The sequence below is a fragment of the Rhodococcus sp. MPR-R1B genome, from assembly GCF_058793255.1.
On the sequence record NZ_JBXAFO010000009.1, the window covers coordinates 34,923 to 59,490 of the forward strand.

The following is a 24,568-nucleotide window of genomic DNA, read 5'->3' on the forward strand; positions in this document are numbered from 1 at the left end:
CGAGCTTAGGGGTGCCGCCCCGCCGTTACGTCATCGATGTTCGGATTCGGTTCCGGCTCGGGCGAGTCGGCACCAGGCTTCCCACTTGCCGGCGCCGCTCACAGGTTCGACGTATCCGGATGTCGCCGACACGATTCGGACACCGTCCGACGAGAGCCACCTTGCGATCAGTCCCAGTTCTTCGGGTGACGCGCCGCGGAACGGGGCGTCGTCCGGTAGGACGGTTTCGGCCGCCGCGGTGATGGCGTCGACGACGGGCATCGGGTGAGTCCCACGTCTGGCGAGCCCGGCGGACGCGAGACGCCCGGACCGGATCACCGACAGCTCCCAGCCGCCGTCTCCGGTGGGGCGGGCGAGAACGAGTTGTTCGATCGCCGCGACTGCAGCGAGTCGCTGAGTGCGCCGCACTGCGGTGGCGACTGCGACCGTTCGGTCACGCAGACGCGCAGCATTCTCGAACAACGCGTGTGCGGACAGCTCGTCGATCCGGGCCTGCATCTGTTGGAGGGGAGCGTCGTTGGTTCCTCGGAAGAATCCACGCACGGCCTCAGGGGCGGCCGCGTAGTCCTCTGCGTTGATTTCCGGGGTCCAGGAGGCTGGACACGCCCCCAGTTCGCGAGCGGGGCAGTCAGGGCCGTGAACGGCGCCGCGTCCGAGACGCTTGGTACACGTGCGCAGACGACTGAACTCTGCGACGGTGTCGGCGACGTCGACTGCGTCGGCGCGAGAGGTGAACGGGCCGATCGAATCGGCCGTGGGCGTGCGAACCACGGACAGTCTCGGAAACGCCTCGTCGGTGAGGGTGATCCACCAACCTCGCTTGGGAAACTTGGAGCGACGGTTGTACGGCGGCGCATGCGCGCTCAGCAGTCGTAGTTCACGCACCCCGGCCTCGAGAGCGTGCGCGCACTCGACATGGTCCACACGGGTGGCCAGCGCGACCATTTCCTTCATCCGGCCGCGGGTCTCCGAACCGGTGAAGTAGTTGCGGACGCGGCGTCGAAGGTCGGTAGCAGTTCCTATGTAGAGGGCTTCGTCGGAAGGACCGCGGAAAAGGTAGACACCGGGGCTTCGCGGCAGGTTTGCGGCGAAGGACCGTTTGGCCCGTTGATGCGAGGAAATGTTGGGCAGGTAGTCGACTAGTTCGCTGTAACTGTGGACACCCTGGTTTCCGACCCTGTCGATCAGTCCGTGGAGGACGTCGACGGTCGCACGCGCGTCGTCGAGAGCCCGGTGCGTCGGCTGGGTGGTCACTTGGAAGAGATGGGCGAGTGCGGAGAGCTTCACCGAAGGTGCTTCGTCGCGTGTGAGTACGCGCCGGGCGAGTTTGACGGTGCACAGGACACGGAACGCAGGCCACGGGCGCGCGCTGCGTGACGCCGCTGCTTTGAGGAAACCGATGTCGAACGGCGCGTTGTGTGCCACCAGCACCGCGCCCTCGGCGAACTCGAGAAAAGCAGGCAGGACACGTTCGATGGGAGGTGCACCGATCAGCATGGCTGTGGTGATTCCGGTCAGTTCGACTATGTACGGCGGAATCGACCGGCCGGGGTCGACGAGTGTTGCCATTTCGCCCAGTACCTCGCCGCCGCGGATCTTGACGGCGCCGATCTCGGTGATGGAGTCCTGGTCGGCGCTGCCCCCTGTGGTCTCGAGGTCGACGACGACAAATGTTGTCTCGCTCAGCGGTGTGTCCAGTTCGTCGAAGCTCAGTTGCCGCCCGACGTCGAACTTCTCCCCGTCGGAGAACGGGGGCGGAGACGGAAATTCTCGGGCCGAGGCGGGACTCACACCGCAGACAGTAGAAGTACCCCCCGACACGAATTCGAGAGTGCAGACACGGAATCCGACCCGCACGGACTTCCGTTGCGAAAATCGGTCGATGAACGCCCGACAAAAGTAGGAGAGACGAGGATCACACTTGCGGTGGGAACTCGCGAATGTGGACGCGCGCCTACTTGTGAGTAGGGCGAGTCGAGGGGGTCTTCGGTGCGTCTGTCGACGGCTGAAACCGCGTCCGTGACCGGAACAAGTTCTAGTTTCAAGTAATCATCGTTGAACTGCATGGAAGATCGGATTGTCGGGTTTGGTGAGCCTTGGCAGTGGGTAGCGGGCGCGGGTTTGACGGCCTGGAGTGGGTCGCCGAACCGACCTGTTGTTATCTCCCCGTGACCCGCCGGGCGTATCGCGGGCGCGGCACCGCGATTTCCGGCGAATCGGGCGCGATTGTCACGAAGCGGTCGACATCGTCGCGATCATTTCGTAACCTTCCTGAGACCTAACGAAGTCTTGCCGGACCAGACAGGACCGGCATCGTCAGGAACCGCCTAATCGGGATCTCCGCGAGGAACCCGAACCGGGAACCCAAGTTTCCACTGGGGTGAATCCCGCCTGGGGTGCAGCACGCAGGATCGCTGCAGACCACGCGGGTAGGGCTGATCTTCCCAGCCCGAACCCGTCAGCTAACTCGGTCGGCGGATGAATGGAAGAAATGGAGCACCCCTTAAGTGGCGTCACAGAGTTTCAAGCGTTCAGCGCAGTTGGCAGTAGCCGGCGCGCTCGCAGTCGGAGCATTCGCTGCAACCGCTGCACCTGCCTCGGCAGACCCCATCACCATCCCCGGCGTCGGCACGTTCGAGGTTCCGGGCGTTTCTATTCCTCAGTTGCCGGTCATTCCGGGCATCACCGACATCGCACCGGCTGCACCGGCCGCTCCCATCTCCAGTGTTGGTGAGCAGGCAGTTCGCGCCGCAGAGAGCAAGCTGGGCTCCCCGTACGTGTACGGCGCAGCCGGCCCGGACGCATTCGACTGCTCCGGTCTCGTTCAGTGGGCATACAAGCAGGCCGGTCTCAACCTGCCTCGCACGAGCTACGACCAGGCTGCAGCCGGCGTTGCCGTCGCACAGTCCGATCTTCAGGTCGGCGACGTGATCTCCTTCTACGGCGGATCGCATTCGGGCATCTACGCCGGTAACGGCAATGTCATCCACGCGTCGACCGCTGGTCAGCCCGTGAAGCTCGCTCCGGTGTCCTCGATGCCGTACGACGGCGCTCGCCGTTACTGATTTCTGAACACGCTCGACGGCTGTCTCCGGTAGGCAGTCGGAACGATCCGCCGCTGTGATGCGGCGGAGCTCGGGGGAGCTCCGGATCTTCGAATGTGGGCCTCGAATCTTCGATTCGGGGCCCACATTTTCGTTTCGCGACAATTCGCCCGGTACTTCACCCCGACACGCCTACCGGCGAGTAGACACAAACGTATGCCGTTCCGTAACCTTATCGAGACATTGCGCGGCCGAGACAGGTACTGTGGATAGTTGACAGCCAGCTAACAGATCGTCGACCGGCCCCGGTCGGCGTCGCTTCACCGAGACGGAGAGTTGCATTCCGTGGTTTCATCGAAAAACAACAGTCGAGTACGGGCCGCATTGACAGTGGGAGTGCTGGCGTTCGGACTCGTTGCAGGGCCTTCGATGCAGGCCGGTGCCGACCCCGTCATCACCAACCCCACCGAGGCGCTCGACAAGCTCGGTGAACTCTCCCGGGTTTCCGAGCAGACCAACGAAGCGCTGCACAACGCGCAGATCGACCTCGACGCGAAGCTGGCAGTCGCGAATGATGCGGACGTGCGATCGGCAGCCGATCAGGGTCTTCTCGACGCGGCTTCGGCGCGCGTCGCCGAGTTCGCTCCGGCGGTAAACCGTATTGCCACAGCGAATTACCAGGGTGCGCGAACCAATCGCCTCTTTGCGTTGATGGTGAGCGACTCGCCGCAGCAGTTGCTCGACCAGATGTCTGCGCTCGACGTGATTTCCAACGACGCGGCAGTACAGGTCTCTCAGTTCAACCAAGCCACTGCCGATGCGCGTGCCGCCTCGGAAGCATCGAAGCGATCGGCCGAAGAAGCGCGAACCGCCGCCGATCAAGCCCGCGCACTCAGTGACGATTTGCAGCGCAAGCAGAGTGAACTGCAGACGCAGATCGCCGACGTGACCAAAGCCTTCCAGAATCTCACCGACGACGAACGTAACCAACTGAGCGGTACGCCTTTCCCGCCGGATGTCGATCTCAGCAAAATTCTGGCTAACTTGACCCCTGGCTCGGGTGCTGCTGCTCTGCAGGCAGGCCTCACGCGGATCGGTGACCCGTACGTCTGGGGCGCGACCGGCCCGAACGAGTTCGACTGCTCAGGTCTGGTGGTGTGGGCCTACAAGCAGATCGGAAAGACTCTGCCGCGATCGAGCCAAGCGCAGGCGCAGGGCGGTGTACCGGTGTCGAGGGACCAACTACAGCCCGGCGACGTCGTGACGTTCTACAGCGACAACTCGCATGTCGGCATCTACGCCGGCGACGGAAACATTCTGCATGCGTCGACGTTCGGCGTACCGGTGAAGGTCCAGTCGATGGCAGGCATGGAGTTCTCCACTGCGCGTCGTTACTGACGGCTTGCTGCGCCTGAGTGGCGTGTGGCCAGCCGCCGTGAAGCGTCGAGTCGAGTTCTCCTACACTCGGCACCGTGCCGACTGAACCGATGACGACGCCCGACGTCGGCGCAGATCGACCACGCCGTTGGGAGTATCCGGCCCTCGTGGCGCTCGGTGTAGCCGTGGTGCTCGTTCTGGGCCTGACGATCTTCCTGACGAACAGGTCCGATTCCGACGAAAACGCCGCCGCCGAACAGGACGCGGAACGCAGCGCTCAAGTCCAGAGCTTTCTCGATGCATGGGCCGCGGCTCAGATGTCCGACGATCCGTCGGGGCTGGCGAAGTTCGTCGACAGTTCCGCCGCACCCGGTGTGCTCGAGGCGGAAGTTCGACGAGCCACTGCAGCGGGAGCGCTCGAATTCTCCGACTGGGGATACGAGATTCCCAGCGGCGGCCTGACTCCGGCGCCGCGAACCGGTGCGCCGGGCGGAGACGTCGAAGTATGGAATGCGCAAGTTCTGTTGCGGTACGCCCTCGACGGCGTCGACGCATTGCCCACGCGCAAGGCAGTGTCCATGACACTCGCGAAACGCGGCGATCAGTGGTCGGTTCTTGCGGACGGGTCGATCGTCGGACTGGACGGCGCCCGAACGGCGGGCGAATCCTGGAACGGCCCCTGGGACTTCGGCCCGCTTGCCGTCGCCGAGAATTCTGCGGGTAACGCGCTGGTGATCGGCCACCCGGGTCAGCAGGCGTTCGTCGACGCTTTGGCTGCCGATGTGGACTCAGCCATCGAGAACACGACGCAGTTGTGGGGGCCGTGGTGGTCCGAGCGCGCGGTGCTCATGGTGGCGGGGTCCGCTGAGGAATTCACCGCACTGGTCGGCTCCCATCACGACGGCGCTTCGATTGCCGCAGTGTCGGTCGCGGATGCGACGGCGGACGGGTCTTCCGACGTGAGCGGCCAGCGGGTGGTCTTCTCGCCTGCCGCGGCTTCGAGGTTGACCGACATCACCAGGCGAACGGTGTTGCGCCACGAACTGATGCACATAGCCGCCCGATCGAAAACCCGTGACGGGTCGCCGATGTGGGTATTGGAAGGGTTTGCCGAATACGCGGGAAACCGTGGATCCTCGCGGGCCTGGGGTGAGATCGCGCCGACTCTGGCGGCAGCGGTACGCTCCGGCGATACTCCGACCGAGTTTCCGGACGACACGCAGTTCAGCGGTGTACCGGTCGTGAGTTCACTGGCGTACGAATCGGCGTGGTCGATCAACGCGTATATCGCCGATCGATTCGGAGAAGCAAAGCTGACCGACCTCTTTCGCGCTCTCGCCTCCGGAAAGATGACTGCCGAAGACCTCGATTCGCGGATCCGAGCGGTCGTTGGCGTCGGAACCGAGGAACTGCGAGCCGGATGGGTCGACTGGACCAACAGCCATCTGGGCTGAGCGGTTCGCGGCTGGGTCGATTGCAGCGGCGAGGTGCCCTTCGCACGTTTGAAGCACCGAGTGCCCTACGGTGGACGGATGCGCCGGACCCTCTTGGTGACCAACGATTTTCCTCCTCGCCCCGGAGGTATCCAGTCCTATCTCCACACGTTCGCCGGGCATCTGCCGCCGGACAAGTTGGTGGTGTACGCACCGCGGTGGCGGGGCGACTCGCACAAGAAGTTCGATGCGGCACAGCCTTTCGAGGTCGTTCGGCACCCGACGACGCTGATGCTGCCGTCGCCTTTTGTCGCTCGTCGAGCCGCGAAGTTGGTCAAGAAGCACGACTGCGAGTCGGTCTGGTTCGGTGCGGCAGCGCCGTTGGCGTTGTTGGCGCCGGTTGTTCGACGTGCCGGAGCGAGCCGAGTGATCGCGAGTACTCACGGCCACGAGGTCGGATGGTCGATGATTCCCGGTGCGCGGCAGTCGTTGCGTGTGATCGGTGACCACACCGATGCGGTGACGTTCGTCAGCAAATACACCCGTGGGCGGTTCTCGGCGGCCTTCGGCCCGCAAGCGGCGCTCGAGCACCTTCCTTCCGGAGTGGACACGTCAGTGTTCCACCCGGACTCGGTCGCCCGCGCGGAACTGCGTAAGCGATACGGGCTGGGCGAGCGGCCCACGATCCTGTGCCTGTCGCGGCTCGTGCCACGCAAGGGGCAGGACATGCTCATCAAGGCGCTGCCGACCGTACGCAAGAGCATTGACGGGGCGGTACTGGTGATCGTCGGAGGTGGGCCGTACGAGGACCATCTCCGCCAATTGGCGCGTAAGACCGGGATGGACGATCACGTCGTCTTCACGGGCACGGTGCCCGCCGCAGAGTTGGCGGCGCACCACACGATCGCCGACGTGTTCGCCATGCCGTGCCGTACCCGAGGCGCCGGATTGGACGTCGAAGGACTGGGAATCGTCTACCTCGAGGCCTCGGCTACCGGTGTGCCGGTCATCGCCGGGCGCAGTGGTGGCGCTCCGGAAACGGTGCAGCAGAACAAGACCGGGCTCGTGGTCGACGGCACCTCTGTTCGCGACGTCGCCGAATCCGTGATCGAGGTGCTGTCCGATCGTGATCGCGCGGCCGCGATGGGAGCAGCCGGCCGGGCATGGGTTGCCGAAGACTGGAAGTGGGACACGCTCGCTTCCAAACTGCGTAATCTCCTCGGCTGAGCAAACGGGACTCGAACGCGAACGGCCCGCACCGAATTCGGTGCGGGCCGTTCATGTCGGCACGTTCGTGTCGGCAGAGGACTGATCGGCGAAAGACTACTTGGCGTAGATCTTTTCGATGTCGGCGGCAAAGCTCTCGTGCACGACGTTGCGCTTGAGCTTCATCGTGGGCGTGAGTTCGCCTGTGTCCTCGGAGAAGTCGACCGGAAGAATGCGGAACTTCTTGATCGCCTCGGCGTGTGAGACGAGCTTGTTGGCCTCGTCGATGGCGTCCTGGATTTCGCCGACCAGTTCGCCGTCCGAAACCAGGTCGGCCGCTGTGGTTCCTGCGGCCTTGTTGTTGCGCTCGTTCCAGGCGGGGAGAGCTTCGGCGTCGATGGTGATGAGGGCGCCGATGAAAGGCTTCTGGTCGCCGACCACGATGGCCTGGCTGATCAGCGGGTGCGCGCGAAGGGAATCCTCGAGCTGAGCGGGGGAGACGTTCTTGCCGCCTGCCGTGACGATGATTTCCTTCTTGCGGCCGGTGATGGTGATGTAGCCGTCCTTGTCGACGGTGCCGAGGTCGCCGGTGTGGAACCAGCCGTTCTCGATCGACTCGGCGGTGGCCTTCTCGTTGCGCCAGTAGCCGGTGAAGACCACCGGTCCCGAGAGGAGGATTTCGCCGTCTTCTGCGATACGAACGGAGTTGCCGGCCAACGGCTTTCCGACAGAGCCGACCTTCTGTGCGCCGATGGTGTTGACGGCGAAGGCCGCGGTGGTTTCGGTCAGTCCGTAGCCCTCGTAGATCGTGACGCCGATACCGCGGAAGAAGTGGCCGAGTCGAGCGCCCAGAGGTGCACCACCGGAAATGGCCAGCTGGCACTGCCCGCCGAGCGCTGCGCGCAGCTTCGAGTACACGAGCTTGTCGAAGAGAGCGTGCTTGGCCTTGAGAACGATGCCGGCGCCGCCCTTGTCCTGCGCCTCGCTCCACGCGACGGCGGTGTCTGCGGCCGCGTCGAAGATCTTTCCCTTGCCGTCGCCGTGCGCCTTGGCGCGTGCGCTGTTGTAGACCTTCTCGAACACGCGCGGCACCGAGAGGATGAAGTCGGGCTTGAACTCGCCGAACGTCGGAACGAGGTTCGGGATGTCACTCGTGTGCCCCAGCGCTGCACCGGCGTCGAACGACGCGATGCTGACTGCGCGAGCGAGAACGTGCGCGAGCGGCAAGAACATCAGCGTGCGGACGCCAGGAGTCTTGAGCAGCGTGCCGAGGTTGGAGTCGAGGATGCCCTTCGACTCGGCAATCAGGTTGGAGTGCGTCAGCTGGCAGCCCTTGGGTCGGCCCGTGGTGCCCGACGTGTAGATCAGGGTCGCGGGATCGGATGCCTTCAGTGCCGCGACGCGGGCGTGGACGTCCTCGTCGGAGATGTCGGCGCCCAGTGCGGTCAATTCCTCGACGACACCCTTACCGCCCGCCGCGGCATCGATCTGGTAGACCGTGCGCAGCGCGGGGGCGGCTGCAGCGACGTCCTTCACGGTCGCGGCGTGAGTGTCGTTCTCGACGATGAGGTCGATTGCTTCGGAGTCCTCGAGAATCCAACGAACCTGCTCGGCTGCTGAGGTTTCGTAGATCGGAACCGTCACGCCACCGGCTGCCCAGATGGCGTAGTCGACGAGCGGCCATTCGAAACGCGTCGCCGACATGAGGCCGACGCGGTCGCCCTGCTTGACGCCGATCGCGATGAGGCCCTTGGCGACGGCAGTCACCTGAGCGGCGAAATCGCCTGCAGTGACATCGACCCATGCATTTCCGACTTTGCGCTTGTAGACAACCGCCGCCGGCTTCGTCTTCGCGAAGGCGAAGACCGAGTCGACCGCGGAGGCATCCTCGGGAATGGTGAACGTCTGGGGTGCGCTGAACTCAGGCACGAAATACCTCCGACACTGCGAAATACTGACGAGTAGGGTTTTCGTCTCCTACTGTAGTCGCATGTCCGACGCAGTTGTGGCCAGGCTTACAGTCTGTCCGGTATGTAGTGTTGCGACACCCCTCGACGCTTCGCGGACGCGATATGTGAAGCTACTTCGGTGAGCAGCATTCAGGTCGCAGACCAGACTTTCATCGCCGCCCCGCCCGAGCGGGTCGCCGAACTGTTGTCCTCGCGCGCGCAGTGGCGTCGCTGGTTCAGTGATCTCGAGCTCGAAGTCCGGGAAGATCGCGGTCCCGCAGGATTCCGTTGGGGAGTGTCAGGTCAGCTGGTCGGCACCATGGAGGTGTGGCTCGAACCGGTCATGGACGGGACGATCGCGCACTACTTCCTGCACTGTGAGCCGGTCGGCGTATCGCCGTCCGATCTGGCGACCCTCGACCTCGCCGGGATGAACCGCAAGCGTCGGGTCGATGGCAAGGTCATGTCGTTCCAGCTCAAACGCGAACTCGAAGCGGGACGTGCCGCCGGAGTAGCACCGGACTGATAATCGAAGCACTGCACGTTGTGCAGGTTCTGGACTTTTGACGAAGGAAGGTAGCGCAGTCGTATGGCCGAGAAGACCAAGGGGTTGATCAGCATCGACGCTCCTGCCGACGCCGTGATGGACGTCATCGCCGATTTCGAGCGGTACCCCGAGTGGGTGGCCGCGGCGAAGTCCGTCGAGGTGACGGCGCCGGGACAGGGCGGCCGCGCGGACCGAGTACGTTTCGTCCTCGACGCGGGGATGGTGAAGGACACCTACGAACTGCAGTATTCGTGGGCACCGGACGGTATGGCGGTGAGTTGGGAGCTGATCTCGGGCGAGATTCAGAAGTCCCAATTCGGTTCGTACACACTCGAGCCCGGCCCGAACGGCACCACGTCGGTCACCTACGAGTTGACGGTCGACCTGACGATTCCGATGATCGGACTGTTCAAGCGCAAGGCCGAGAAGATCATCACCGACACAGCTCTGAAGGAACTGAAGAAGCGAGTCGAGGGCTGAGTGCCGGAGCAACGATCGCGCGTCCAACTGTTCGTCGGTAAAGGCGGAGTAGGCACGACGACGCTTGCCGCAGCGACTGCTGTGTCGGCTGCGACCGATGGGGCGAGAGTGCTGCTCGTGTCGATCGATCAGGCAGGTTCTCTTGCAGACGTCCTGGGCGTGCCGAATCCGCGAACGACCACATCTCTCACCGAGCGTCTCGACGTCCGGCAACTCGACACGTCAGCGCTCCTCGAGGACAAGTTCCGAGGATTGTCGGGGTTGCTCGACGCTGCAGGAACTTTCGGAGCGGGAGATCACGAACACGGTTCGTCGTTCGAGGGCTTGGAACCGGAAGAGTTGACGGGATCCCTGGGCATCCAAGACATGCTCGGGCTCGCCGAGATCGTCGACCTCTCGGACAGCGGCGACTACGACGTCGTGATCGTGGACTGTCCGGCCGCAGCCGAAGCGCTGCGGATACTCGGCTCGCCGTCGATGGTGTCGGAGTATCTCGAGCGATTGTGGCCGCGGCACAGGCGGATGGTCGCTGTGACAGGTACGGACATGCGGCTGCTCCTGCTCGTGTCCGTCGTCGAACGCGTGCTCGCGTCGGTGGATCGGATCGCGGTTCACCTCTCGGATCGGGAGAACACCGGCGTGCGTGTGGTGACGTCGGCCGACGGGGTGTCGGTCGCGGCGACTCGTCGGACGTTGTCCGGGCTGGCTCTGGCCGGGTTGCGAGTTGACGGGATTGTGGTCAACAACCTTGTCCCGCAGTTCAACTCGTCCGCCGGGAAGGGTGTCGACGATTCACCGGCGGCGCAGTGGCTCGCGTCGATCCGGGCGGCTCAGGCACTCGTCGTGGACGAACTGCGTGGATCAACCGATGGAATGTCCGTCACAACGGTCGAACGCGCTTGCGCCGAACCGGTAGGGTTGGCCGCTCTGGGCGAGATCGCGGCCACGTTCGAGGGTGGAACGGGCACGGATTCGGGCACCGTCGGTACCGCGGACAACATCGTGGTGTCGTTGGAGTCCGGGACCGGAGTCGATTCGGTGTACGTGATGCGGATGTACCTTCCGCTCGTGGATCCGTCGTCGTTGTCGTTGGGCCGGGTGGAGGACGATGTGCTGGTGGGAGCAGACGGCGTACGACGCAGAGTTCGTTTGGCGTCGGTGCTGCGTCGTTGTGTCGTGAACGGGGCGGAGTTGGACGGCAGTTACCTGATCATCCGGTTCAGCCCGGATCCCGCGGTGTGGCCGGTATGAGCGAAGAGCACGAGCGCCTCGTCGCGGAGTTTCGCGCGCTGGCGGAAACCGTTCTGACGCGCCTGGAACCGGTGCTGCAGAAGGCCGCAGCAGCGACGGCAGACGTTGCGAGTGACTCGGCGTCCACGGACACGCAGCCGGTGTTCACCGGCTGCAGCTGGTGCCCGGTGTGCGCCCTCGCCGCACTGGTTCGCGGTGAGCACCACGAACTGTTGGCATTCCTCGCGGGTCAAGCAGCAGCATTCCTTGCGTTGCTTCGTGAGATTCTCGACGAGTTTCTCGGGGGGCCGTCAGGTCCCGATCGTGGACCGGACGGCGGTCCGACGACGCCAGGTGCGGAGCGAACTCGCACGGCGGCATTTGTCCCGATCAACGTGACGGTCAAGGACTGACTCAGTACCCCGGGTAGAGCGAACGGCCCGAGATGAGCACAATCGACACAATGGTCACCGACGCACGAGGCACCGATTCAGGGTGCGCACTCCAGCGGACGCCGCTCGCGCGGGAATCGTCGCGATGAGCGCGCGCCGCTTGAAAGCGGTCTCCGACTCCACCATGGACGACATCTTGACGGTCGGCATCGACGTCGGCGGGACGAGTATCAGGGCCTCCGTCGTGGACGTCGACGGACAAGTGCTCGAGATGATTCAAGCCCCGACCCCGCAGTCGGCCAGGGCACTCGAAGACGGTCTCGATCGCGTCGTGCGCGAATTGGTCACCAGGCACGAGGTATCGGCCGTGGGGTTGGCGGTCGCCGGCTTCATCACCTCCGATCGAAGCTCGGTTCGGTTCGCTCCGCACTTGCCGTGGGTGGACGCGCCGGTCGGAAGTGACTTGAGCAAGCGGCTCGGCTTGCCGGTCGTTCTCGAACACGACGCCAATGCGGCGGCGTTCGCGGAGCACCGATTCGGCGCGGCCGCAGGTGGCCGCAATGTCGTGATGGTGGCAATCGGGACCGGAATCGGTGGAGCGCTGCTGATCAACGGTGAGCTGTACCGGGGGAGTCACGGCGTCGCTCCCGAACTGGGCCACATCCAGGTCGTTCCGGGCGGGCGTCAGTGCGCGTGTGGCAAACGTGGGTGTTGGGAGCGCTATTGCAGCGGAACGGCGCTCGTCGACACGGCAATCGAACTGCTTGCCGCCGACCCGGCCGCGTCGACGGTCCTGGCGCGCGAGGTAGCGGTGGATCCTGGTTCGCTCACCGGTCGCCGGATCGCCAACGCCGCGCAGGACGGTGACCCACTCGCGCTGGCAACGATCGCCGAGTTCACCCGTTGGCTGGCCGTGGGTCTGGCCATGGTCGGTGACGTCTACGATCCCGATCTGGTCGTGATCGCCGGCGGCGTCGCGAGTTCTGCCCCACTGTTTCTCGACGACGCCCGCGAGCAATACGCGACATTGTTGACCGGGGCGAAGCACCGCCCACTGGCCCGCATCCGTTCCGCTCAGCTGGGCGAAGCTGCGGGCATGGTCGGCGCCGCCGCTTTGGCCCGATCGGTAGTGCCTCAGGATCTCGGTGGGGTCGACGGCGCTGGAACCACGTCTGCCGGACTGTGATCGGGTCGATCCTGCAGGGGCGTGTGTAGCGGGGGTTACCGGTCGGCAGTAAGGTCGTACTCAGCGAAATTCAGCTGTGAATGGGAGGGACGCCGTGTGGTATTGGCTCTTCAAGTATGTGTTGCTGGGGCCGATTCTCTGGCTGCTCGGGCGTCCGACGGTCAAGGGTCACGAGAACATTCCGACTGACGGGGCGGCCATTCTGGCCAGCAATCACCAGGCGGTTCTGGACTCGTTCTACCTTCCGCTTCGCGTCAACCGCCGCATCACGTTCCTTGCCAAGAGTGAGTACTTCACCGGTTCCGGTCTGAAGGGCGCTTTCCAGAAGTGGTTCTTCACCGCGGTCGGTCAGGTCCCCATCGACCGAACCGGTGCAGACGCGGCGCAGGATGCACTCAACGCCGGTCTCAAGGTCCTCGGTTCGGGCAGCCTGCTGGGTATCTACCCCGAGGGGACGCGCTCGCCTGACGGTCGCCTCTACAAGGGCAAGACCGGAATGGCGCGCCTCGCACTTGAATCGGGCGTCAAGGTGATCCCGGTAGCGATGGTCGGCACCGACAAGATGAATCCGATCGGCTCACGGATGTGGCGTCCCGCCAAGGTCACCGTGATCGTCGGCGAACCCATCGATTTCTCCCGCTTCGAAGGCATGGGCGGAAACCGCTTCGTCGAGCGCGCTGTGACCGACGAGGTGATGTACAAGTTGATGAAACTCTCCGGCCAGGAGTACGTGGACATCTACGCGGCAAGCCTCAAGAACCAGGCGCCCACGAAACCCGAAGCTGCCGTCGACGTTCCGGCGGAAGGCGGCGAGTCGGTTGTCGATCTCGTGGCCTCGGCCGAGTCGAAGGAATCCGCGAAGTCCGACAAGGATTCGCTCCCGGACGCACAAGCCAGCTAGAGATTTCCCACACCGGCCGCACGCGCATTGGCTCCAGAGCCTGCGCGTGCGGCATAGTTTTCGGACGTGCGCTACTTCTACGACTGTGAATTCATCGAAGACGGTCGAACCATCGATCTCGTGTCCATCGGCGTTGTCTGTGAGGACGGCCGAGAGTACTACGCGGTTTCGACGGAGTTCGATCCCGCCCGTGCCGGTAGTTGGGTGCGCAAGAACGTGCTGCCGAAGTTGCCGCAGCCTTCGTCGCCGCTGTGGAAATCACGCGAGAAGATCCGCGACGATCTTCTGAAATTCTTCGTTCCGCGGCCGATGGTGGTTCCGGAGCTCTGGGCGTGGGTCGCCGCCTACGACCACGTCGCGCTGTGCCAGTTGTGGGGCGACATGACGGAACTACCGCAGTCGATGCCGCGGTACACCCGCGAACTCCGACAGTTCTGGGAAGACAACGGCAGTCCTGCCCTCCCGTCGGCGCCCGCCGACGCACACGACGCACTTGCCGACGCCAGGCACAACCTCGTGAAGTTCGACGCCATTTCGGCTGCACGGTCACTTCGCTGACCCAGGTTTCGGTGCGCGGGAAGTGTTCCGATTGGGCTGCGATCGAGAGCCTGTGTGACGCGCCGACGAGCGAGCGAATATCCTGTAGAGGTGAACTGGACTGTCGACGTGCCGATCGACCGCTTGCCCGAACTCCCGCCGCTGCCTGCCGGACTGCGTAAGCAGCTCGACGAGGCGCTCGCGAAGCCCGCTGCTCAGCAGCCCTCGTGGCCCGCTGACCAGGCGGCCGCCATGCGGACTGTGCTCGAGAGCGTGCCTCCCATCACGGTGGCCAGCGAAGTCGAGGCGCTGCAAGAGCGTCTCGCGCAGGTCGCGCGTGGTGAGGCATTTCTGCTCCAGGGCGGTGACTGCGCCGAGACCTTCGCGGACAACACCGAGCCGCACATCAAGGGAAACATCCGCACGTTGCTGCAGATGGCCGTCGTGCTCACCTACGGTTCCTCGATGCCGGTCGTCAAGGTCGCTCGCATCGCCGGCCAGTACGCCAAACCGCGCTCGGCCGACATCGACTCGTTGGGTCTGAAGTCCTACCGCGGCGACATGATCAACTCGCTCGTCGCCGACGAGGCAGTCCGCGCCCACGATCCTTCGCGACTGGTGCGTGCATACGCCAACGCCAGCGCCGCGATGAACCTGGTTCGCGCACTCACCGGCGCCGGCATGGCCGACCTGCACAAGGTGCACGATTGGAACCGCGAATTCGTCGCAGCGTCTCCCGCGGGCGCACGCTACGAGCAACTGGCAGCCGAGATCGACCGCGGCCTGCAGTTCATGAACGCGTGTGGCGTCACCGATCCGAGCCTGCACCAGGCACAGATCTTTGCCAGCCACGAGGCCCTGGTTCTCGACTACGAGCGCGCGATGCTGCGTCTCGACAACGACAGCGATCACCCCAAGCTCTACGACCTGTCGGCTCACTTCCTCTGGATCGGTGACCGCACTCGTCAGCTCGACGGCGCGCACATCGCCTTCGCCGAGTTGGTGTCCAACCCGATCGGCCTCAAGATCGGCCCGAGCACGACGCCGGAAATGGCGGTGGAATACGTCGAGCGTCTCGACCCCACCAACAAGCCAGGTCGTCTGACTCTGATCTCGCGCATGGGCAACGGCAAGGTCCGCGACCTGCTGCCGGCGATCATCGAGAAGGTCCAAGCCACCGGTCACCAGGTCATCTGGCAGTGCGATCCGATGCACGGCAACACCCACGAAGCCTCCACAGGGTACAAGACGCGCCACTTCGACCGCATCGTCGACGAGGTTCAGGGATTCTTCGAGGTCCACAACGGTCTCGGCACGCATCCGGGTGGCATCCACGTCGAGCTGACCGGTGAGAACGTCACCGAGTGCCTCGGCGGCGCGCAGGACATCTCCGACCTCGATCTCGGCGGTCGCTACGAGACGGCGTGCGACCCCCGATTGAACACCCAACAGTCGTTGGAGCTCGCGTTCCTCGTGGCCGAGATGCTGCGAGGCTGAAACCTTGCTTCGCCGAAGCTGATTCGCGCCCGGCATCGATTTTCGGCAAACGCCCTCACCCGCTCGCGCAGGTGGGGGCGTTCGCTATTGCGTGAATCGTGTGACGAATCGGCGCTGCCAGGGCATTTCGACGGCGCGAGGTGAGTAACGTGCGCGAACGTACGCGGTGGCGTCCTTACTGGGCACTCCGTCCATGACGGCAAGAGCGGCCAACGCTGTTCCGGTGCGGCCGTATCCACCACCGCACGCGATCTCGACTCTTTCGGTTTCCGAGCGCACCCACACTTCGTGCAAGGCCCTGCGCAGCGCATCGGGATCGCTCGGCAACCAGAAATCTCGCCAGCGGACCCACTCCGACTCCCACTCGGTGTCGGGAGGTTCTTTGCCGGTCAGATAGACGCCGAAGGTGGGGAGAGGTCCGGAAGGAAGCGGATTGCGGAGTCCTCGACCCCGAATCGATCTCCCCGACGGCAAGTCGAGTATCCCAATGCTCTCGGGTTCCCACGTGGCCATGAATTCAGATTAGGCCGAAGCGGACTGTCAGGGAATTGCGACGACGCTGATGTCGGTGCCCTTGGCAACGAGGTCGTTCTTGACGCTCTGGCTGATGATGACCGAGCTGTCGTTCTGGGTGAGCTGACGCACGGTGATCTCGAGGCCGAGGCGGCCGAGTTCTTCGCGTGCTGAAGAGACGGAGCGGCCGATCAGCGAGGGAACCTTGACGGAATCGGAGATGAGCAGAACCACGGAGGTGCCGGCGTTGACGGAGGACCCGACTGCGGGATCGGTGCCGATCACGCTACCGCCCTCGACGGCGTCGTCGAACGTTGTTCTGGTGGTGCTGACTGAGATGCCTACCTTGTCGAGGGTGGCGCGCGCAGCGTTCTCGGACATGCCCTTCACATCGGGAATGTCCACGGGCGGTGACCCTTTGGATGTAATGACCTTGACCGAGGAGCCCACGGCAACTTCGGTTCCCGGTGCCGGGTCGAGCGCGGCCACGCCGCCGATCGGGATCTTGGAGCTGAATGTGTCCCCGCCGTCGACCGCGACGAGAGTACGGTCGGCGAGTTGTGCGCCCAGGGCCGAGGCGTCGCCGCCGGCCGGAATGGGCGGGACAGTCGGACGCCCGAGCGAAGTCAGCAGCGCGACGGTCGAGCCTTTGGTAACCCTGGAGCCGGAGGCCGGGTCTGTCCCGATCACCGTGTCGATGGGTTGGGCGTCGGAGTACTGACCCTGGACGTCGGGGGAGAGCCCGGCGTCCTGCAGAGCGGTGACCGCAGTGTCCTTGGTCAGCCCGTCGATCGAGGGAACAGCTGTATAGCGGCCCGAGCCCATCCACCATCCGCCGAAGCCCAACGTGAGCGCGAGGACCGCGATGACGAGCAGCCAGATCAGGGTGGCTCGTCGCGATTTGCGTCGTGCCTCGACAAAATGAGCATGCGGATCGTCGTGCCCCGGGTGGTCGTCGCCGAAATCGGAACCGTCGTCGAAATCCGAGTCGCCGTCGACCGTCGCCGGACGAGCAGTTTGTGCGGTGACCGCGCGAGTGTGCTGGATACCGCCAGGGGGAGGAGAGCCCGTGCCGAGCGCCGTGGTGGCTGCCACAGCCGGGGCCACGCCGGACGCCAATACCGTCGTGGCAGCAGGGTTCGGGCGCGCAGCAGAGTTCGGGTGTACCTCCGTGGGAGGCGCAGGCGCCGGTTGTGGCCGGGCCGGGGCAACTTGCGCGCTCTGGTGCTGGGCGCTTCGACGCGGAGCGGGAACGCGGTATGACGGAAGTTCCAGTTGCTCGCTCACACTGCGAAGTGCAGCTGCCATCTCACCGGCGTCGGCGAAACGATGTGCGGGCTCGCGGTGAGTGGCTTCGGCGACCAGACGATCGAACTGCGCCGGTACACCGGGGATACGTGAACCTGGGCGCGGGACATCGTCGTGGATGCGTTGGTAGGCGATGGAGAGTGACGTATCGCCGGTGAACGGTGTTGTACCGGTGAGAAGTTCGAACATCAACACGCCGGTCGAGTAGACGTCGCTTCGAGTGTCGGCAATTCCTGACGTCACCTGTTCCGGCGACAGATAGGCCGCGGTGCCGAGGATCACGCTGTTGGAGGTGGTGGTTGCTGCCGCAGCTGCACGCACCAATCCGAAGTCGGCGATCTTCACTTCGCCGGTGTCCGAGATCAAGATGTTCTCGGGTTTGACGTCACGGTGAACCAGTCCCGCTCGATGCGCCACCGCCAACGCGTCCAGGACAGGTGCCACGACTGCAGCGACTGCGTGTGGCGGCATCGGTCCGCGCTCGCGAAGGAGTTCACGCAAGGTTCCACCGTCGACGAGTTCCATCACGAGGAACACGTGATTGCGATCGCTGCCTTGGTCGTAGACGGCCACAAGGGCCGGATGCTTGAGTCGGGCCACGGCCCGGGCCTCGAACTCGAAACGAGTCAGGAACGCTGGATCGCCGGCGAATTGCGGGTCCATCACCTTGATCGCGACAGGTCGATCCAACCGTGTATCGAGGCCTCGATACACGGTCGACATACCGCCGCGCGCGATCGGTGCGTCCACTCGATAGCGGCGCTCGAGCATTTCGCCGATCAACCCTCGACCTCCGTAATGACTGTTCCTCCGTGCTTGCGATCTGCGTGCTTGCGGTCTGGGTGGTAGCTGTCAGCATGTGGGTGGTTGTATACCGCGTACTGGTTCCCGCAGTGAGGGCACCGATTTACATCCACCGCGAAATCCCGGTTACTGATACGCCGCATCCCGTCCATCGTAGCCAGCGATACCGACGCGGAAGTCTCGAGAACGTCACAGAGCGTTGTGACCTGAGCGGAGCGGCAGTTTCGAGCACTGCACCGGGCGGTACACAGCGGGCTCGCCGGACCGGATAAACTTCTCGCGGTGAGCGCGATTCCTTATTGTGATGATGTCCTGGATTCTTCGGTTTCCCTGTTCCAGCTGGTGGATGTGGCGAAGAACGTCGGGTTGCCGGTGAGCAAGGTTCACCAGTTGCTTCGCGATCACAAGATCATCGCAGTCAAGCGGCATGGCGTTCTCGGTGTCCCCGAAGTGTTCTTCGGCGAGGACGGCCAGATCGTCAAGTGGCTGCCCGGTCTGCTGGCGGTGCTGCACGACGGCGGCTACACCGATGTCGAAATCCTCCGCTGGTTGTTCCTGGCCGACGATTCCCTGCCGGGGCGCCCGGTGGACGCACTGCATGGTGATCTCGCGCGTGAGGTCATCCGCCGCGCACAGGCCATGGCTTTCTGAGCTGCCGGCCTTCTGACAACTCACCGCATGCGGTTTTTCGCCGCGTAGGTTGCCGACCGGACCAGACCCGGCGCAGCGACTCGAAGTCGCGTGCGTCCTGGAACGGACACACGTCGATGCAGTATCCGGAAGTCGGCGCGCTCGACCTGGTCGAGAATTGCTCCGTACAACACGAAAGCCGTGCGGATCGACGGCTGGACCCGCCGATCGAGCATCGGGATGCCAGATTCGGCAGACCGATACCGCCCCCGCGTCACGGCAATGAAGTGTGCCAGCGCGCGCTTGACCCGAACGTCCACCGTTCCGGTTCTGCGCCCGTGCTCGAGCATCTCGATGTCGACCCCGAAGGCGGCGAACTCGCCCGCCGGTAGATACAGACGTCCCCGGTCGAGGTCTTCACCGACGTCGCGGATGAAGTTGGTCAGCTGAAACGCCTCACCGAGATTCGACGCGGGCACTACAGCTTCCTGCTGCGGAACGCTCACTCCGAGAATCGGGAGCATCTGCAAACCGATGACGACGGCGGAGCCGTACATGTACTCGCTGAGTTCGTCCATCGTGTTGTAAACGGGTCGAAACTTCGCCGTGGCGGGGGCGTCCATCCGCATGGACTCGAAGAAGGCGTCGAAATATGCGCGCGGGATGTCGAACGTCTTCACAGCATCCGCGAAGGCCGGGAGTACGCGTGTCAGGTCGAGGGGAACCGTCGACGGGAAGCCACCTGTCGCAGTGGGGTTGTCGAGTGCGTTGACGGCTGCACGTTCGACGTCGGCGAGCACCGTGCCTCGTTCATGCGGACCCGAGGGTTCGTCCACGATGTCGTCGACGACGCGAGCAAATGCGTAGAGCGCGTGAACTGCGCGGCGTCGAGGTACGGGCAACAACCGGGTGGCCAGAAAGTACGTTCGGCCGTGTTCCCTCGTCACGCCCTCGCAGAATTCATAGGACGCAGGCAGTGCGTTCATGACACGCGGATCACGCAGATCCTGACGTCGAGGGCGCCGAGGCGGCTGACGTCATTTCGATCGGTTTCTCGTGTTTGCGTCCACGAAGTCGCAGTGGGTCTTCCGTCTGCAAGGACATCGCCGCGATCACGGCAGCGACGATGGCCAGAGCCACGTGCGGGAAGGTGTACAGGCCGATCGATCCGTCCGGCTGGAACACCAGCATCAGCCAGGTGGACAGCCCGGTCAGTACGGCGAGAGTCGTCGGCGACATTGCGAAACCGGCAGCTACTGCCAGCGGCCAGGAGTAGTACCAGGGGAGTGCTGCGGGGGACAGAACGACGATGGCGACCATCACGATCACGATGCCCATGACGGCGTCGCGCTCGGTCTTGCGGTAGCGCCACCACACGACGGCGATGATCGCGATCAACACAACCGCCGAGATGGTCCGGGAGACTTCGAGGATGTCGTTGAAATGGTCGCCGGCGAACCAGGAGGTTGCCATGGTTCCGATGTGCGCCACGATCGTGGGCAGCGAGAGCCAGTTGATGATCTTTGCCGAACCGGAGAGTGCCGTCGTCCAGCCGAGGCCGACTCCGGCGATCAGTGAGGTGGATCCGAGTACCGCCACGAACACCGCGAAACCTGCGCCGGCCGTTTTGACGAACGATCGGATCGGTGACGCCGGTTCTCGCCCGGCCGCTGCGGCGTCCTCCCGCTCATGGATCATCCAGATCCAGACTATGAAGGGAAGTGCGACGCCTGCGGTTGCCTTGATCGCGACGGCAAGCGCGATCAGCCCGATCCCGAAGAGGTGCTTGCGTTCGAGAGCGAGCGCAATGCCTGCGGCCATGAGGCCGACCATGAGCATCTCGTTGTGAACGCCGCCGATCAGGTGGATCAGGACGAGGGGATTGAGTACTGCGAGCCACAGGGCGATCGAGGTGTTTCCGCCGAGCTTCGTCGCGAGATGGGGAACGGCCCACATCATCAGGGCGAGTCCGGGGAGCATCGTGATCCGCAACAGCATCGTGCCGGCGATGACGTTCTCACCGGTCAGCCGAACGATGGCGTCGGCAAGGAGAAGGTGAACCGGACCGTACGGGGTAGTTGTCGTCGTCCACACGTTGGAGACGTTGTCGAGCAGGATTCCCGGATTGACGACGGGGCCGACGGCATACGGGTCGAAGCCGTTGCGCAACAACGCGCCTTGCGCCAGGTAGGAGTAGGCGTCACGGCTGAACATGGGCACCGCGAACAGCAGCGGAAACGTCCAGACCGGGACGACGTAGCGCAATCCGCGCAACGAGACGTCACCGCGCAGAGTCGAGCGGCCCAGTCGAACCCAGGCGGCGATCATGCACAGGACACCGATCCAGACGATGGCCGCCGACAGAATCGATCCGTGGCCGAAACGGAGCCAGGACAGATGCATCGACTCGAGCAGCGGATCTTGGCGCCGGACGCTACCGGCACCGAATCCGCCGAAAGTGATCATGACTGCGCCGAAGAAACCGAGCAGTGCACTGTGACCTTCGGGAGTCCGAAGGAAATTGGCGGCCCTTAGGTGCCACGGTCTTTCAGTGGCTGCGGCAGAGGACGTCATCGGTGCAGGTTCCTCCCCCGAGGAGATCGGTGTCGATCGGCGCATGCTGCGCCCGAGTCGGTGAATCGTGGATGAATGGTCGGTTACGAGGGGCTAGTTTAGTTGCTCGCACGAGTGCCCACCGCGCTGGCTCGCTCGCGTGTACCGGTAATACGTTCGGCGGCGAGCCGTCCGGACAGCAGAACGGTCGGTACTCCCACCCCCGGAACGGTTCCCGATCCGGCGAGAACGACGTTGTCGAAGCCGCGGGCGAGGTTCTTGCGTCGGAACGGCCCCGTCTGGGTGAAGGTGTGTGCCGCTGCGAACGGGCTACCCGCGGCCATGCCCTTCTCGAGCCAGGTCTGCGGGGTGTCGACGTGATCGATCTCGAACCCTTCGACCAGTCCCGTGTAGCCACGTTCTTGCAGCGTGAGGATGATTTCGCGCACGTAGGGCGGGCCGAGAGTCGACCAGTCGAGACTTGCACTGTCCAGATTCGGACACGGCGCGAGGACTGACAGCGGTTCACGGATTCGGCCGTCTCGCGAGAAGGCCAGGCTCGGATCGGTCTGTGCCGGTCGGGTGACGAGCAGTGACGGATCACTCATCAGTCGCCCGCGGCCGCGGCGTGCCGTGATCTCGGCGAAGGTACGCTTCCACGCCTCGCCGAAGTCGATCATGTGGTGTCGCTGCGCGGGCCATTCGTCGGCGACCGCGGAGGAAACAGTGCCGTGAATCACGACAGCGGATGGCGATGTACGCACCGGGCGCGGACGCAATCGCGTATGCGGGCGCAAGAGCGAGTCCGTGACGGCCATGTCGGGAGTGAGGACGGCGGCGTCACAGTCGAAGCGCTCGCCGTCGCGTGTGTGAACGGTGTGCACGCGCCGATCGCTTACCTCGAGGCGTTCGACAGTGCGGCCGAGATGCAGAATTCCGCCGGCCTCGGTGAAGGCGTCGGCCATCGACTCGGCGATCGTGCGCATCCCGCCCTCGGGGAAGTAGACGCCGAGTGAGGTGTCCATGTGAGCGATCGCCCCGTACACCGCGAGGGCCCGAGACGGAGCAACGCCCGCATACAGCGCTTGGAAGGTGAAGATCCGCCGGAGGCGAGGGTCGCGGATCTTGCGATCCACCTGCCCGCCCAGTTTCCCGAATCCTCCCAGTGCGACGAGCCGGCTCAGATCTTTGACTGCGTCACGCGAATTGACCAGTCCGAGGGGAGAATCGAAGTCGGCGTCCATGAAGCGGTCGAATTCCGCGTCGAAGATCCGGTTCAGCCATCGCCGCAACGCACGGTATCGCTGCGCTTCTTCCGGCCCGCAGACACGGGAGACTTCGGCAGCCATGTCTTCTGGGTCGGCGTGGACATCGAGAGCGGTGCCGTCTGCGAATCGCGCGTGGTACGTCGGATCGAGCTTGTGCACAACGAATTTGGGGTTTGTCGAGGCTGGGTCGGCGCCGACGGCCGCAAGGGCGTCTTCGACGAGTTCGGGCATCGTGAGCACCGTTGCGCCGTTGTCGATGCTGTAGTCATTGCCCTGGTAGACACCGACTCGCCCACCGACCGAGCTGTTGCTCTCGAGAATCGTGACGTCGCGGCCGGCGCCACGCAGATACAACCCCGCAGACAGTCCGGCAAGTCCCGCGCCGACGATCACGACTCGATCGGTCGGCGAGCTGACGGTTCGAGTGCGGTGCACGTGTGCCACGGTCAGTAGCTTCGCTTCGTGGCCGCGATCGCCATGTCGGTCAGGCGAGCCTTGGACTCTGCCGTTGCCGTGCTCGAGTCGAGGGCGTTCGCAGCTGCCTCGACGAGGGTGTCGATCTGCGTTTCGACGTCGGTGACGGCGCCCAGATCGGTGATCACCTGGCGCAGAGTGTCGACCTCGGTGTCGGTCAGCTGCGTGCCGATTCCGTTGCGGAGCAGTTCTGCTGCCGCCGGATCTGCGGCGTCGGCGCGGGCAAGCGCCATCGCGAACAGGACAGTTCGCTTACCGGCGATGAGATCGTCGCCCGACGGTTTGCCCGTGACGGACGGATCTCCGAAGACACCGAGCAGGTCGTCGCGAAGTTGGAAGGCGATACCGATGTCCGTGCCGAAGGTCCGGTAGGCGTCGACCAACTCGGCGTCCGCACCGAACAGCGCGGCGCCGAGGTGCAGTGGGCGTTCGATCGTGTACGCGGCGGTCTTGTAGCGGTTGACCCGCATGGCTGCCTCGACGGTCTCGTCGCCTCGGGCTTCATTGCTGATGTCGAGGAATTGGCCACCGAGCACCTCGGTGCGCATTGCCGACCAGACCGGGCTGACACGTGCGGCCGCCTCGGGGCTGATCCCGGATTCTCGGATCATGTCGTCCGCCCAGGCCAAGGCCAGGTCGCCGAGAAGAATGGCGACGGCCTCGCCGAAGTGCGCGGAATCGCCGCTCCACTCCTCGTCTCGGTGCTGGTCCTCGAATTCGACATGAACGGTCGGGAAGCCGCGCCTGGTCGTGGATGCGTCGATGATGTCGTCGTGGACGAGCGCGCAGGCCTGCACCAGTTCGAGGGCGGCGCACGCACGAATCACCGCGTCTGCGCCCTTACCGTTCGGGTCGCCTCCGGCGCCGAGCCATCCCGTCCAGGCGAACGACGGTCGGACGCGCTTTCCTCCGCGCAGGACGAAGGCCTCGAGGGTGCTGACGGCCTCCTCGTATCCACCGCCTATGTTCGAGACGAGTTCGCGGCGTGAAGCGAAGAAGTCGCGGAGCGCTGCTTCGAACAGACCTGGCAGTTCGAGTGAGGTCGGATGCGGTGCGGTGTTGGTCGAACTCTGTCCAACGCGCGCGGTTCCTGCGGACAGGGTGGCCTCCAAGATCGGTATGTTCTCGCGCCGGATGGTTACACGGAAGCGAGCTTGGGGCCCAGCTTAGTAGGGGTTGGAATCAACGGCGGGTCGGGCCGTGAACTGCGCGATCCTGACATTCGGGATACGCAGTACT

The 24,568-nt window shown here is 64.3% G+C and carries 21 protein-coding genes and 1 riboswitch; of the genes, 13 read left to right on the forward strand and 8 right to left on the reverse strand.

What is annotated here, in order from left to right:
* Window positions 1-30: 30 nt before the first annotated feature.
* The gene (locus AC1Q61_RS14620) at window positions 31-1,791 is read right to left on the reverse strand and encodes a DEDD exonuclease domain-containing protein (RefSeq protein ID WP_167349886.1); all 1,761 of its coding nucleotides are present in this window, start codon (window positions 1,789-1,791) and stop codon (window positions 31-33) included.
* Window positions 1,792-2,314: 523 nt separating this feature from the next.
* A riboswitch (cyclic di-AMP (ydaO/yuaA leader) is annotated at window positions 2,315-2,493 on the forward strand.
* A 14-nt stretch (window positions 2,494-2,507) separates the two neighbouring features.
* On the opposite strand from AC1Q61_RS14620, the gene AC1Q61_RS14625 reads away from it, so the two are divergent.
* From AC1Q61_RS14625 to AC1Q61_RS14640, 4 genes are all read left to right on the forward strand, one after another.
* Window positions 2,508-3,065: a C40 family peptidase gene (locus AC1Q61_RS14625; protein WP_003941754.1), complete on the forward strand. Its 558-nt coding sequence runs from the start codon at window positions 2,508-2,510 to the stop codon at window positions 3,063-3,065.
* A gap of 324 nt (window positions 3,066-3,389) precedes the next feature.
* Window positions 3,390-4,442 carry a C40 family peptidase gene (locus AC1Q61_RS14630; protein ID WP_003941704.1) on the forward strand — a complete coding sequence of 351 codons (1,053 nt, stop codon included), beginning with the start codon at window positions 3,390-3,392 and terminating at the stop codon, window positions 4,440-4,442.
* A 74-nt stretch (window positions 4,443-4,516) separates the two neighbouring features.
* Window positions 4,517-5,875: a peptidase MA family metallohydrolase gene (locus AC1Q61_RS14635; RefSeq protein ID WP_230691661.1), complete on the forward strand. Its 1,359-nt coding sequence runs from the start codon at window positions 4,517-4,519 to the stop codon at window positions 5,873-5,875.
* A gap of 78 nt (window positions 5,876-5,953) precedes the next feature.
* The gene (locus tag AC1Q61_RS14640; protein ID WP_003941734.1) at window positions 5,954-7,081 is read left to right on the forward strand and encodes a glycosyltransferase family 4 protein; all 1,128 of its coding nucleotides are present in this window, start codon (window positions 5,954-5,956) and stop codon (window positions 7,079-7,081) included.
* Window positions 7,082-7,177: 96 nt separating this feature from the next.
* Here the strand turns inward: AC1Q61_RS14640 and AC1Q61_RS14645 are convergent, their stop codons facing one another.
* Entirely contained in the window at window positions 7,178-8,989 is a 1,812-nt protein-coding gene (locus tag AC1Q61_RS14645) for an AMP-dependent synthetase/ligase (RefSeq protein WP_047887999.1), read from the reverse strand.
* A 159-nt stretch (window positions 8,990-9,148) separates the two neighbouring features.
* On the opposite strand from AC1Q61_RS14645, the gene AC1Q61_RS14650 reads away from it, so the two are divergent.
* The 8 genes from AC1Q61_RS14650 to AC1Q61_RS14685 all read left to right on the forward strand — a co-directional run bounded on the left by AC1Q61_RS14650 (window position 9,149) and on the right by AC1Q61_RS14685 (window position 15,779).
* The gene (locus tag AC1Q61_RS14650) at window positions 9,149-9,535 is read left to right on the forward strand and encodes an SRPBCC family protein (RefSeq protein WP_003941776.1); all 387 of its coding nucleotides are present in this window, start codon (window positions 9,149-9,151) and stop codon (window positions 9,533-9,535) included.
* A 63-nt stretch (window positions 9,536-9,598) separates the two neighbouring features.
* Window positions 9,599-10,036, forward strand: a complete 438-nt coding sequence (locus AC1Q61_RS14655) for an SRPBCC family protein (RefSeq protein ID WP_003941701.1) — start codon at window positions 9,599-9,601, stop codon at window positions 10,034-10,036.
* Window positions 10,037-11,287, forward strand: coding sequence for an ArsA family ATPase (locus AC1Q61_RS14660; RefSeq protein WP_042921849.1), 1,251 nt, complete (start codon window positions 10,037-10,039; stop codon window positions 11,285-11,287). It abuts the gene before it with no gap.
* Entirely contained in the window at window positions 11,284-11,679 is a 396-nt protein-coding gene (locus tag AC1Q61_RS14665) for a hypothetical protein (RefSeq protein WP_042453569.1), read from the forward strand. Before AC1Q61_RS14660 ends, AC1Q61_RS14665 begins: the two co-directional genes overlap by 4 nt.
* 124 nt (window positions 11,680-11,803) lie before the next feature.
* The gene (locus AC1Q61_RS14670; protein ID WP_020969875.1) at window positions 11,804-12,844 is read left to right on the forward strand and encodes an ROK family protein; all 1,041 of its coding nucleotides are present in this window, start codon (window positions 11,804-11,806) and stop codon (window positions 12,842-12,844) included.
* Between the two features lie 94 nt (window positions 12,845-12,938).
* Window positions 12,939-13,745, forward strand: coding sequence for a lysophospholipid acyltransferase family protein (locus AC1Q61_RS14675; protein ID WP_003941692.1), 807 nt, complete (start codon window positions 12,939-12,941; stop codon window positions 13,743-13,745).
* A 66-nt stretch (window positions 13,746-13,811) separates the two neighbouring features.
* Window positions 13,812-14,303, forward strand: coding sequence for a polyadenylate-specific 3'-exoribonuclease AS (locus AC1Q61_RS14680; RefSeq protein ID WP_003941683.1), 492 nt, complete (start codon window positions 13,812-13,814; stop codon window positions 14,301-14,303).
* A 90-nt stretch (window positions 14,304-14,393) separates the two neighbouring features.
* Window positions 14,394-15,779, forward strand: coding sequence for a class II 3-deoxy-7-phosphoheptulonate synthase (locus tag AC1Q61_RS14685; RefSeq protein WP_007730070.1), 1,386 nt, complete (start codon window positions 14,394-14,396; stop codon window positions 15,777-15,779).
* Window positions 15,780-15,863: 84 nt separating this feature from the next.
* Here the strand turns inward: AC1Q61_RS14685 and AC1Q61_RS14690 are convergent, their stop codons facing one another.
* Together AC1Q61_RS14690 and pknB are read right to left on the reverse strand one after the other, a co-directional pair.
* The gene (locus AC1Q61_RS14690) at window positions 15,864-16,292 is read right to left on the reverse strand and encodes a protein-tyrosine phosphatase family protein (protein WP_003941706.1); all 429 of its coding nucleotides are present in this window, start codon (window positions 16,290-16,292) and stop codon (window positions 15,864-15,866) included.
* Between the two features lie 27 nt (window positions 16,293-16,319).
* The gene (gene pknB, locus AC1Q61_RS14695; RefSeq protein ID WP_492650923.1) at window positions 16,320-18,383 is read right to left on the reverse strand and encodes a Stk1 family PASTA domain-containing Ser/Thr kinase; all 2,064 of its coding nucleotides are present in this window, start codon (window positions 18,381-18,383) and stop codon (window positions 16,320-16,322) included.
* A 303-nt stretch (window positions 18,384-18,686) separates the two neighbouring features.
* Here pknB and AC1Q61_RS14700 point away from each other — a divergent pair, with 303 nt between their 5' ends.
* The gene (locus AC1Q61_RS14700) at window positions 18,687-19,055 is read left to right on the forward strand and encodes an Rv2175c family DNA-binding protein (RefSeq protein WP_003941747.1); all 369 of its coding nucleotides are present in this window, start codon (window positions 18,687-18,689) and stop codon (window positions 19,053-19,055) included.
* Between the two features lie 20 nt (window positions 19,056-19,075).
* Here AC1Q61_RS14700 and AC1Q61_RS14705 read toward each other — a convergent pair whose 3' ends face one another.
* From AC1Q61_RS14705 to AC1Q61_RS14720, 4 genes are all read right to left on the reverse strand, one after another.
* A complete protein-coding gene (locus AC1Q61_RS14705) occupies window positions 19,076-20,020 on the reverse strand; it encodes a phytoene/squalene synthase family protein (protein ID WP_042921846.1) in 945 nt (314 codons plus the stop codon).
* Window positions 20,021-20,030: 10 nt separating this feature from the next.
* Window positions 20,031-21,608, reverse strand: a complete 1,578-nt coding sequence (locus AC1Q61_RS14710) for an alpha-(1->6)-mannopyranosyltransferase A (RefSeq protein WP_003941737.1) — start codon at window positions 21,606-21,608, stop codon at window positions 20,031-20,033.
* A 98-nt stretch (window positions 21,609-21,706) separates the two neighbouring features.
* The gene (gene crtI, locus AC1Q61_RS14715; protein ID WP_030537040.1) at window positions 21,707-23,299 is read right to left on the reverse strand and encodes a phytoene desaturase family protein; all 1,593 of its coding nucleotides are present in this window, start codon (window positions 23,297-23,299) and stop codon (window positions 21,707-21,709) included.
* A gap of 2 nt (window positions 23,300-23,301) precedes the next feature.
* The gene (locus AC1Q61_RS14720) at window positions 23,302-24,441 is read right to left on the reverse strand and encodes a polyprenyl synthetase family protein (RefSeq protein WP_080726734.1); all 1,140 of its coding nucleotides are present in this window, start codon (window positions 24,439-24,441) and stop codon (window positions 23,302-23,304) included.
* Window positions 24,442-24,568: the final 127 nt, after the last annotated feature.